Raw genomic sequence first — 11,736 nt, 5'->3', positions numbered from 1 at the left:
TAAATTTAATAATAAAGCTTGTTTTGCTGAATTTATTGTTGTATTAATATATATATATATTATAATAGCATTATAAAAATAAAATTCCCTGGTAAAAATAGTGCAGTGGTACCACCTGAATCCATTCCGAACTCAGAAGTGAAACGCTGCATCGCCGATGGTAGTACGGGGTCTCCCCGTGTGAGAGTAGGTAAGTTCCAGGTATAAAAAACCCGAAAAAATTTTTTCGGGTTTTTTTATATTTAAAAAAAGATTTTTTAAAAAATAAGTCATTATAAAATATTTAATATTATATAAAAAATGAAATTTTTATAAAAATTATTTTTTAAATACATTACTTTCTAGCTAACAATAGATTTACATGTTAATCTATTAAAAATTTTCTGTTATTTTTGATTTTTTATCTTGTTGTGATAAAAATCATTTATAATTATTTTAGTTCGTTTTTTAATTTAGTATATTTTTATGTGAAGGTAATATAGATGTCCAAGATTAAAGGCAATGTTAAGTGGTTTAATGAATCTAAAGGTTTTGGTTTTATCACTCCAGAAGATGGAAGTAAAGATGTATTTGTTCATTTTTCAGCTATACAAAGTAATGGATTTAAAACTTTAGCAGAAGGTCAAAGTGTTGAGTTTGAAATTACTGAAGGAGCAAAAGGACCATCTGCTGCTAATGTTATTAGTTTGTAGGGTATCTATATTTTTTTAAATATAAAATAAATGTAGATGACAATTACATATCTTTTTTAGTACGGCTCTTTATCGAGCTGTACTATATGAAAATACATTTTATAATTCATATGCTATTTATATATTTCTTTATAAGACCATTCTAACCATATTTATCTGACTAATATCATGATATAATCTTTCAATTTGTTTGAAGTTTTTAGCGCATATTGTAATTGAAATAGAAATATAATTGCCCCTGTTACTTGATTTAACTTGAGGTGTATAATCTCCAGGAATCTGAATTTGAATGACTTTTATTACTTGATCAATAAGTTCAGGTTTTGCTAAACCAATGATCTTATAAGTAAAAAAACAAGGGAATTTTAACATTTCTCGTAATTTTGTCTTCATTAATTAATCCTGGTTTTATTTTTCATAAAATATTTCTAATTTTAGAATAAATTTCATAAAACATTCTATAAAAGATATATAATTATTTTAAAAATTTAATATATATTAAAGTATTTTATCTATTTTAAAATTTAATTAAAATATATAAAAATTTTAATCTATTAAAATTATGGATAATATAATTAGTTTATCATATTGACAATATAGAAAATAATATATTTTATATTATTTTTTTAAATTTTTTTATAGGAAAATTATGTTAAAAATTTTTAATACATTAACTAGAAAAAAAGAAAAATTTATACCTATTAAAAATAAACAAATTAATTTATATGTTTGCGGTGTTACTGTTTATGATTTTTGCCATATTGGTCATGCACGTACTTTTGTTGTTTTTGATATGATAGTACGTTATTTAAGACATTTAGGTTTAAAAGTAAAATATATCAGGAATATTACAGATGTTGATGATAAAATTATTTTAAAATCTTTAGAAAAAAATATAGATATTAAACATTTTTCAAATGAAATGATTAATGCAATGAAACAAGATTTTTTTCGTTTAGGAATTGATTTACCTGATCAAGAACCACGAGTTACAGATCATATTCATGATATAATTGAGATTATTACAAAATTAATCAAAAATCAAAATGCATATATCAATAGTGAAGGTGATGTTGTTTTTTCAATAGATAGTGATAAATCATATGGTTCTTTGTCTCGTCAATCTTTAAAAGATCTAATTTCTAGAACATGTTTTACTTCAAGTAAAATTAAAAAAAATCCATTAGATTTTGTACTTTGGAAAAAATCTAAAGAAAAAGATAAATTTTTCTGGGAATCCCCTTGGGGAAAGGGTAGACCTGGATGGCACATTGAATGTACAGCTATTACAAATGTTGTTTTTAAAAATTATATAGATATTCATGGAGGTGGTTCGGATCTTTTATTTCCTCATCATGAAAATGAAATATCTCAATCAAAATGTTTTAATAATAAATTCAGAATTAATTTTTGGATGCATTCTGGAATGGTGATAATAGACGATCAAAAAATGTCTAAATCTTTAGGTAATGCATATTTCTTAAAAGATGTTTTACTTAAATATCAATCTGAAGTATTACGTTATTTTTTCTTATCCACGCATTATCGTCATCCTATTTATTATTCTGAAAAAAATTTGAAAATAGCGGAATCATCGTTAAGATATTTATATAACGCATTATATAATACAGATCCTATTTCTAATTCTACAGAAGGTATAGATTTAGAATTATTATTTTATGATGCAATTAATGATGATTTTAATACTCCAAAAGCATTTTTTATTTTAATAAAATTAGCTAAAAAAATTAACTACTTTAAACAAAGTAACTTATATAAATCTAATTTACTTGCTTTTAGATTAAAAAAATTAGCTATTACTTTAAATTTTTTATTGGAAACACCTGAAGATTTTTTACAAAAGAAATCTTTTTTTAGTCAAGATAAAATAAAAACAATTGAAATTTTGATTGAAAAAAGAAATATTTCTAGACAACTAAAACTTTGGAAAGAAGCAGATCAATTACGTAATGAAATAAGTAAATTAAATGTAATTTTAGAAGATTATAATGATAAAACATTTTGGAGATACAAAAATAGTTAATTGAAAATTTTACATATCATGATATTTTTCACAAGCTTCTAATGTGTTTTGCAGTAACGTTACAACAGTCATCGGACCAACTCCTCCTGGAACTGGAGTTATATAAGATGCTTTTAAAAATGCTGATTTAAAGTCAACATCACCAACTATCGTACCATTTGGTAATCGATTAATTCCAACATCAACTACAATAGCATTTTTCTTTATCCAATGTCCTTTTAAAAATTTTGGTTTTCCAACAGCAACAACTAATAAATCAGCGTTATTTACATGATTTTTTAAATTTTTAGTAAATCTATGGGTAATAGTTGTTGTGCACCCTGCTAGTAATAATTCCATGCTCATAGGTCTTCCTACTATATTAGATGCTCCTACCACAACCGCATTAAGTCCATGTGTTTTAATCTTCATATAATTTAACATTGTAATTATTCCCTTGGGTGTACAAGATCTTAAGGTAGGATTTCTTTGACATAATAATCCTGTATTATATGGATGAAATCCATCTACATCTTTGTCCGGTCTAATACTTGTAAAAATTTTAAAATGATTTATTTTCTTCGGGATAGGTAATTGAATTAAAATACCATCTATATTTGTATCATGATTCAGTTTATCAATAAGATTTAATATTGAATCTTCGTTGATAGTACTTGGGAAATGCCAATGTTTAGAAATTAATCCAACATTTTTACAAGCTAATATTTTTTTATTTACATAAATTTGAGAAGCAGAGTTGTTCCCTATGATAATCATTGCTAATCCTGGAATTCTTTTTCCATTTTTTTTTCTGTTTTTTATTTTTTTTGAAATGTTTATTTCCAAAATTTTTGCGATTTTATTACCATCTATAATTATTGCTGGCATTGTTTAATAACTCATATTTATTTATATAATTCAAAAATTATTTAGCATTAATATATTTTTAAAGCATAATGTTAATTTAGTTGCATATATATTATTTTAATGTTAAATTTTATATTATATTTTATGCGTTCTTAGCTCAGATGGATAGAGCAACGGCCTTCTAAGCCGTAGGTCACAGGTTCGAATCCTGTAGAACGCAAAAATAAATTAATTTTTATTTTCTATTAATGTTTCTATTTCTTTTTTAATAATATCAGGTTTTTTTGTTCCATCAACTTGAAAAAATTTCAATTTTTTTAATTTGTTTTCTTCTAAGTAATATTTAGTTAATTCATTATTATTTTTTTTATAATGTTTAAGTCTATTTTTAATACTTTCAATTTTATCATCTTCTCTTATAATAAGCTGTTCTTTAGTAATATCATCTTTCCCTTCTTCTTTAGGAGGATTAAAAAAGATATGATAGGTTCTACCTGATTGTATGTGTATTCTTCTTCCTGATATTCTTTGAAAGATTAATTCATCTGGCACAATAAATTCAAAAACAAAATGTATCTTAATACCTAAATTTGATATATATTTTGCTTGTGTAATGGTTCTAGGAAACCCATCTAATAAAAAACCTTTAGTGCAATTTTTTTGGTTGATTTTTTTATAGATAAGATTACAAACAATATCATCTGAAACTAATTCGCCGTTTTTTAGAATATTTAATATTTTTTTTCCAATTGCATCTTTTAATTCAATATGTTCTCGCAATATATCTCCCGTAGATATTTGTGGAATTTTATATTTTTTTGCAATAAATTTAGATTGAGTACCTTTTCCAGTGCCTGGCGCACCTAATAAAATAATATGCATAATTATTTTTATTTTTCAAATAGTTGTAAGATCCAGATTACTACTATAAAAAAGTAGTAATCATATTTTTATAATTTTATTAATAGTTTATTCATTCTAGAAATAAATTCATGGGGATTATCTAGACTGCCTTTTTCAGCTAATAATGATTGATCTAATAATAGTTTGATCCATTCGTCAAATATTGTATTATCATTAATTTTACATATTTTTTTAATTAATTCATGTTTTGGATTAATTTCAAATATATATTTTAACTCAGGAATAGATTGTCCTGCAGCAGTGAAAAGTTTAGCCATTTGTGTACTCATTTCATTGGAATCACTTAAAACAATGCATGGGGTTTCTGTCAATCTATTTGTTAATCTAACAGATTTTACTTTATCACCTAGTACTTTTTTGACTTTGTTTAAGAAATTAACTATGTCTTTTGATGTTTCTTCTTTATCTATTATTTTGTCTTTGATAAATTTATTTAATGAAGAATCTTCTTTACTAATAGATTGAAATTTTTTACCTTCAAATTCAACTAGGTAATTCATCATCCACTCGTCAATTCTATCTGATAACAATAAAACATCAATATTTTTTTTGTTAAATAGTTCAAGATGAGGACTATTTTTAGCAGATATATAACTATCAGAAGTTATATAATATATCTTTTCTTGTTTTTCAATCATATTAGATACATATTGTTTTAACGATATTTTTTGTTCTGGACTGTTATTTTTAACTGATGTAAAACGTAAAAGATTAGCAATTAAATTTAAGTTTTCACTGTCTTCTGCTGGTCCTTCTTTTAAAACTAGTCCAAACTCATTCCAAAAAGATTGATATTTTTCTTTATGTTGTTTAGATAGTGTATCTAACATTTTTAATGATCTTTTTATTAATGCTTTTTTTAAATTTTGAGTAATAGAATTACTTTGTAATATTTCTCTAGAAACATTTAAAGGTAAATTATTTGAATCTATTACTCCTCTGATAAATCTAAGATAATTTGGTAGAAATTCTTGAGAATTATCCATAATATAAACACGTTTCACATATAGTTTTAAACCGTGTTTGTTCTCTCTATTCCAAATATCCCAAGCTGCTTTTTCTGGAATGTATAATAAACTAATGTATTCATGATTACCTTCTACGTGATTATGACTCCAAGTAATAGGGTTATTTTGATCATTAGTTAGGTATTTATAAAATTCTTGATATTCTTTTTCACTAATAGAAGATTTATTTTTAGTCCATAACGCTTGAGCTTTATTTATTTGCTCCCAAAAATATGTTTTGTTTTTTTCATCATATGTTTGTATTTCTACTGGTACAGTAATGTGATCCGAATACTTATTAACAATGTTTTTAATTTTCCATATTTCTAAAAATTCATCTTCTTCTTTTTTCAAAAATAATGTAATTTCTGTACCTGGTGTTTTTTTTGTAACATTTGTAATGTTATATTCACCTTCTCCAGAAGATTCCCACAATGTTCCGTTATTAGATTTATTTGCAGCAAATTTTGTTCTTACTAATACTTTGTCTGAAACTATAAAAGATGAATAAAAACCAACTCCAAACTCGCCTATTAATTCATTTTTTATACTATTGTTTTTATTTTCTAAGGATTTTAAAAATGACTTAGTACCTGATTTTGCAATTGTTCCTAAATTTTCAATTATATCTTCACGTGTCATTCCAATTCCATTATCATTAATAATCAGTGTTCTTTGTGATTTATTAATAGAAATTTGAATTTTTGGTGTATTTTTATATAACTCTGGTGATGAAATAGATTCAAATCGTAGTTTATCTATTGCATCTGACGCATTAGATATTAATTCTCTTAAAAAAATTTCTTTGTTAGAATATAAAGAATGAATCATTAAATGCAATAATTGTTTTACTTCAGATTGAAAACTATATGTTTCTTTTTTTTGTATATTCATGGGTATATCCTTTATTAATTTAAAATATAAAATATTTTTAAAAATTTTAAAAATTAAAAATATTCAAAATTTATATCGGCATATTAAATCCTGGTGGAAGTTGCATGCCACTAGATATAGCAGACATTTTTTTCTTTTGAACTTCAGAAATTCTTCTAGTCGCATCATTAAATGCAGCCGCTGCTAAATCTTCTATCATATCTTTATCATCATCTTTTAATAAGCTTGGATCTATTTCGACTCGTCTACAGTTATGTGACCCATTAATAGTAACTTTTACTAATCCTGCTCCTGCCTCCCCTGTTACTTCTATTTTAGCTATTTCTTCTTGTACCTGTGTCATTTTTTCTTGCATTTGTTGAGCTTGTTTCATTAAATTCCCTAATCCACCTTTACTAAACATATTTTTCTCACTTTTAAAATTTTTTAAAAATATTTAAATAGAAATAAAACTATTATTTATATTTTATAAGTTTTATTCTTTTATTTGTGTAATCGCCTGAAGTAAAGTCATTTTTACACCTATTTTATGATTAGGTGAAAAAATTAACTGTTTTCTTCCGTTTAATAAAATTTTATAACATATTTGAATATCTTTTTTATTTTTTTTATATGCTATTTCTTGAATATCGTATTGATAATTTTTATAAATATTTTCATGCCATTCTAAGGGATATATTTTTTTCATAGCAATATCGTATAATATACGCAACATTTCTATCAGAATATTTTCCCATTCTATGTTTATATTATCCATTTTATTTAATAAAAACATCATTTTTTTAGAATCTTTTTCTAATAGAAATTTAGTTAATAAATAAATGTTTTTTTTACTTGGAATACCTAACATTATGTTAATTTTTTTTAAATTAATGTTATTTTTACTAAAGCTAATAGCATGTTCTAATAAATTCAACCCATCTCTCATACTTCCTTTAGAATATTCAGATATAATTTTTAAAGCATCTATATCAAAATTAATATTTTCATTATTTAAAATAAATTTTAAATAATTTAAAATATTTTCTTCGGATAGTATATTAAGTTTAAAGCATAAACAGCGAGATGTAATGGTTTTAGGTATTTTTTCTATATCTGTTGTTGCTAAAATAAATTTAATATGTTTAGGTGGTTCTTCTAGAGTTTTTAAAAGTGCATTAAAACTATGTCTAGAAAGCATATGTACTTCATCGATTAAATATATTTTAAATCTACTTTTACTTGGAGCGTAATAAATATGATCTAAAATTTCTCTCATCTCTTCTATTTTTGTTCTTGAAGCAGCATCTATTTCAATAAAGTCTATTGAAGTTCCTATTTCTATTTCTTTACAATTAGTGCATTTTCTACAAGGTATAGAACTGATATTTTTTTGACAATTTAAACTCTTAGCTAATAGACGACCAATAGTAGTTTTTCCTACACCTCTGGTTCCAGATAATAACCATGCGTGATGTATTCTTTTCATGGCAATTGCATTACATATTGCAGTTATAATATGTTTCTGACCAATTATTTCTTTAAAAGATTGGGGGCGATACTTTCTTGCTATTATTTGATAGTTCATATTTTTTTTAAATATCATTATGATATTAATTTTGTTTAAAATTAAAAATTTTTAAATATTAGTTGTAAATTATACATTTAGTATATAAAATATTACATTCAATTTTTTATATTAATATTATAGTAAAGAAGATTCTGTTAGACCTCAACGCTGTTGAATTGAAAAATGAGTCAGATCTGGAAAGAAGCAGCTAAATCAATGCAGACAGGTGTTTAGTATAACTAACAGAATCTTCTAAATTAAAGATTTTAATATTTAGACAACTGAAAATTATACATTTTTGAATAAAAACCTTTTATTTTTAATAATTCTTTATGTTTTCCACATTCTACAACACAACCTCTATCTAATACGACAATAAAGTCTGCATTAACTATTGTAGATAGTCGATGAGCTATAACAATCAATGTAGTATTTTGTTTTATAGAAGTTAAAGTTGTTTGAATTAATTTCTCTGTGCCAGAATCAACATTAGCAGTTGCTTCATCTAATATAAGTATTTTAGGATTTTTTACTAGTATTCTAGCAATTGATAGTAATTGTTTTTGTCCTGCAGATAAAGTATTACCTTCTTCTCCTAAAACAGCATGTAAACCTTTTGGCATAGATTTTACTAAAGAAAAAAGATTAACAATTTTTAATATTTTCCATATCTTGTCTTCTGATATGTCTCTGCCTAATGTAATATTAGCGAAAAAAGTATCTGCAAGAATTATCGGATCTTGTTGAACCATTAATATGTTTTCTCTTAAAACGCAATGGCTTATAGAGTTAATAGGTTTGTCATCAAGATATATTTGTCCATGTTCAATCGGATAATGTCCCATTAATAAATTAGCTAAAGTACTTTTTCCACTACCTGTGTGACCTACAAATGCAATAAAACTTTTAGATGGAATATCTATATTAATATTATTAAGTATATTTTTTTGATTGTTTAAATAACTAAATGTAAGATTTTTAATATTAATTTTTCCAGTATTTAATTTTTCTTTGTTTTTTCCATATTTTTGTTTTTTTGAATTTATCAGAGAGAATATTCTTTCTCCAGCTACAATTGCTTGTTGCAATATAGATTGCTGAATAGTTATTGAAATCAAGGGTTCATTGAGGCGTCCTAAATACGTAATAAAAGCATACAATATACCTATTTCAGGTACTTTATTTTTTAAGCAACTAAATGAAAATATAAAACTACACAATACTAGAGATGATATTAGGCTTAATAATGGTCGTAGCAGAAAACCATCTAATTTTAATATTTTCATACGTGCTGAATAATGTAATTGGCTACTATTTTCAATGCTTTTTTTAAATCTATTTTCTTGTCTAAATTGTTGAATAACATTCATTCCGTTAATTGTTTCATTAAATTTGTTATTAATATTAGCTAAATAATACCTAACGTTACGAAGTAATGGAGTACTATAATTTTGGTAAATTAACATAATAATTATTACTAATGGTATAATAAAAATTGCAATGCTTGCCATATGCCACTCAAGGGTAAACATTGCGAACAATATAACAATAATTAATGTTATACTTCTTAATAAAGTCGGAACAACAGTATCGTATAATTCTTTAATTACTTCAGTATCATTAGTGACTTTAGAAATTATTTGACCAATAGGTTGTAAATCAAATTCAAAAATAGGTTGTTTTATTGCTGAACTCATAACATCATTGCGTAACTTGTTAATTACTCTAACAGCTATTTTATTAAAATAAATACTTTGAAAATAATTAAAAAAAACCGCTAATATTTGTAGCATGATAAATGTAACTAAAATTATAAGTGTTAATGCAAAATGAAATTCATGCTTAGATAAAATATTGTTAATAAAATAACTAATTAAAATAGGTCCTAAGACCTCTGAAGTTGCACCACTTATAAGTAAAAAAAACGCTAATATAATTTTTTTTTTCCAAGGCATTGCATATTGTATTAAACGTTTTAAAATTGGCCAAAATTCTATGAAATGATCCATATTATAAATTTCTCATATATTTTTAATTATCCGCAATTTTTTTTGCTTGCTGATTATACATAGATTGATACCAATTTTTTTCTTGTATTAATTTTGTATGATTTCCTTTTTGAAGAATCATACCTTTTTCAATAACAATAATTTCATCTGCATTAATCAATCCAGACAAACGATGCGCTACGATTATTATTGAACGTCCAGTTTTTTTCCATTTTTCTAAGTTATTTAAAATATTATTTTCAGTATTTCCATCTACTGCAGATAAAGCATCATCTAAAATTAATATTTCTGTATTTAATAACAATGCTCGAGCTATAGAAATACGCTGTTTTTGACCACCAGATAACATTACACCTCGTTCTCCAACTTCTGTTTGATATCCTTTAGGTAAGCATATAATATCTTTATGTATATCTGCTAATTTTGCTACTTGTTCAATTTCAGCTGCAGAGGCATTAGGCTTGCCTAGAGCAATATTATTGTATATGTTATCTGAAAATAAAAATGTAGATTGATTAACCACAGAAATTTTACTTCTCCAATAATCAATTTTCAATTGTAATAATGAAGTTGAATCATAAGTTATTTCTCCGTCAGTGATTTTAAATTGTCTTTGAATTAGTTTTAATAAAGTGCTTTTTCCAGAACCAGTAGGCCCACAGATACCTAAAGTTTTTCCTGGTAAAAGAGTAAAATAGATGTTTTTTAAAGATGGAATATTTCTTTTTGGGTAAAAGAAAGAATTAATATGCACATGTATTATTTTTGTAATATTAGTTGTTTTTTTTGTACCATCTTCAATATATGGTTTTTTATTAATAATTAAATAGATTCTTTCCCATGCCGCACTACCTCTTTCAACTATATTAAACATCCATGCTAGCGCTAACATTGGCCAAATCATTAAACCTAGGTACATAATAAAACTTGTTAATTGACCTATAGTAATTGTGTAATTCCATACTAAATATCCACCTACAGTAATAGCTAGTACATTAGAAAATGCTACTGATAAATAAATGACTGGATCAAAACGTGCGTCTATCTCTGCTACTTGCATATTTTTTTTTCCAGCTTTATGAACAATTTTATTAAATTTTTCTAATTGATTTTTTTCTAGCCCGAATGATCTAATCATGCGAATACTAGTTAATATTTCCTGTGTTTGATTGTTTAATAAAGAAAATAAATGTTGTGATTTTCTAAATTTATTATGCAGTTCTTTCCCATATTTTTTAATTAAAATAGCCATAAAGGGCATTGGTATAAGAGAAATTACTGTTAATAACCAACTGATTTGAGTAATCATAATAACTAATACAGATAAACCCATAATAGATGAATCTATAAGTGTTAAAACACCCTCTCCTGCTGCGAATACAACACGATCTACATCATTTGTAGCTCTAGCAATTAAATCTCCAGTTCGATTTTTTAAAAAAAATATTTGACTTTGATTGCTAAGATGGGAATAAAATTTTACTCTTAATTCTGTTGCAAGATTATAAGACGCTCCAAATAAAAGAATTCTCCATAAATATCTTAATATATATACAGCAATTGCAATTAAAATAATTATTAAAATCCATGGTAGTATTTTTATACTACTTATTTTTTCTTTAATAATTAAATCTGTTAAAATTCCAATTATCTTCGGTGGTATTAACTGTAAAAATGCTATTGTTATTAATAAAATAATAGATCCTAAATAGCGTTTCCATTCTTGTATAAAATACCATTTTAATTGTTTAAACAATCTCACAAAATAATC

General features: G+C 24.7%; 10 protein-coding genes, 1 tRNA gene, 1 rRNA gene and 1 other RNA gene. 5 read left to right on the top strand and 8 right to left on the bottom strand.

From position 1 onward, the window contains the following. Positions 1-87: 87 nt before the first annotated feature. Positions 88-203, top strand: a 5S ribosomal RNA gene (rrf, locus tag D9V63_RS02475). A gap of 279 nt (positions 204-482) precedes the next feature. Further along, positions 483-692, top strand: coding sequence for a transcription antiterminator/RNA stability regulator CspE (gene cspE, locus D9V63_RS02470; protein ID WP_009874442.1), 210 nt, complete (start codon positions 483-485; stop codon positions 690-692). 129 nt (positions 693-821) lie between these two features. Here the strand turns inward: cspE and ybeD are convergent, their stop codons facing one another. Further along, positions 822-1,085 carry a DUF493 family protein YbeD gene (gene ybeD, locus D9V63_RS02465; protein ID WP_158369072.1) on the bottom strand — a complete coding sequence of 88 codons (264 nt, stop codon included), beginning with the start codon at positions 1,083-1,085 and terminating at the stop codon, positions 822-824. A gap of 256 nt (positions 1,086-1,341) precedes the next feature. On the opposite strand from ybeD, the gene cysS reads away from it, so the two are divergent. Continuing rightward, positions 1,342-2,736, top strand: coding sequence for a cysteine--tRNA ligase (cysS, locus tag D9V63_RS02460; RefSeq protein ID WP_158369070.1), 1,395 nt, complete (start codon positions 1,342-1,344; stop codon positions 2,734-2,736). A gap of 9 nt (positions 2,737-2,745) precedes the next feature. Here the strand turns inward: cysS and folD are convergent, their stop codons facing one another. Further along, on the bottom strand, positions 2,746-3,603 hold the full coding sequence (folD, locus tag D9V63_RS02455; protein ID WP_158369068.1) for a bifunctional methylenetetrahydrofolate dehydrogenase/methenyltetrahydrofolate cyclohydrolase FolD: 858 nt from the start codon (positions 3,601-3,603) through the stop codon (positions 2,746-2,748). A 125-nt stretch (positions 3,604-3,728) separates the two neighbouring features. Here folD and D9V63_RS02450 point away from each other — a divergent pair. Then, a tRNA-Arg gene (locus tag D9V63_RS02450) sits at positions 3,729-3,802 on the top strand. An 8-nt stretch (positions 3,803-3,810) separates the two neighbouring features. On the opposite strand, the gene adk is transcribed toward D9V63_RS02450, so the two are convergent. From adk to dnaX, 4 genes are all read right to left on the bottom strand, one after another. Continuing rightward, positions 3,811-4,464 (bottom strand): adenylate kinase, encoded by a 654-nt coding sequence (adk, locus tag D9V63_RS02445; protein WP_158369066.1) that lies wholly within the window; start codon positions 4,462-4,464, stop codon positions 3,811-3,813. A 68-nt stretch (positions 4,465-4,532) separates the two neighbouring features. Then, positions 4,533-6,407 (bottom strand): molecular chaperone HtpG, encoded by a 1,875-nt coding sequence (gene htpG, locus D9V63_RS02440; protein WP_158369064.1) that lies wholly within the window; start codon positions 6,405-6,407, stop codon positions 4,533-4,535. A gap of 70 nt (positions 6,408-6,477) precedes the next feature. After that, complete coding sequence (locus tag D9V63_RS02435; RefSeq protein WP_158369062.1) at positions 6,478-6,810, bottom strand: YbaB/EbfC family nucleoid-associated protein; 333 nt, start codon at positions 6,808-6,810, stop codon at positions 6,478-6,480. A gap of 72 nt (positions 6,811-6,882) precedes the next feature. After that, positions 6,883-7,974, bottom strand: a complete 1,092-nt coding sequence (gene dnaX, locus D9V63_RS02430; RefSeq protein ID WP_158369060.1) for a DNA polymerase III subunit gamma/tau — start codon at positions 7,972-7,974, stop codon at positions 6,883-6,885. A gap of 135 nt (positions 7,975-8,109) precedes the next feature. Between dnaX and ffs the strand changes: the two genes are divergently transcribed. After that, an RNA gene (gene ffs / locus D9V63_RS02425) (signal recognition particle sRNA small type) lies at positions 8,110-8,204 on the top strand. A gap of 18 nt (positions 8,205-8,222) precedes the next feature. Here ffs and D9V63_RS02420 read toward each other — a convergent pair. Both D9V63_RS02420 and D9V63_RS02415 read right to left on the bottom strand, forming a co-directional pair. After that, positions 8,223-9,965 (bottom strand): SmdB family multidrug efflux ABC transporter permease/ATP-binding protein, encoded by a 1,743-nt coding sequence (locus tag D9V63_RS02420; RefSeq protein WP_158369058.1) that lies wholly within the window; start codon positions 9,963-9,965, stop codon positions 8,223-8,225. A gap of 22 nt (positions 9,966-9,987) precedes the next feature. After that, on the bottom strand, positions 9,988-11,727 hold the full coding sequence (locus tag D9V63_RS02415; RefSeq protein WP_158369056.1) for a SmdA family multidrug ABC transporter permease/ATP-binding protein: 1,740 nt from the start codon (positions 11,725-11,727) through the stop codon (positions 9,988-9,990). Positions 11,728-11,736 lie beyond the last annotated feature (9 nt).

It is taken from the genome of Buchnera aphidicola (Aphis nasturtii), assembly GCF_005083345.1.
In the GTDB taxonomy this organism is placed as follows: Bacteria; Pseudomonadota; Gammaproteobacteria; order Enterobacterales; family Enterobacteriaceae; genus Buchnera; species Buchnera aphidicola_R.
Note: the sequence above shows the minus strand (reverse complement) of the source record. Positions and strands in the feature narration are given on the sequence as shown.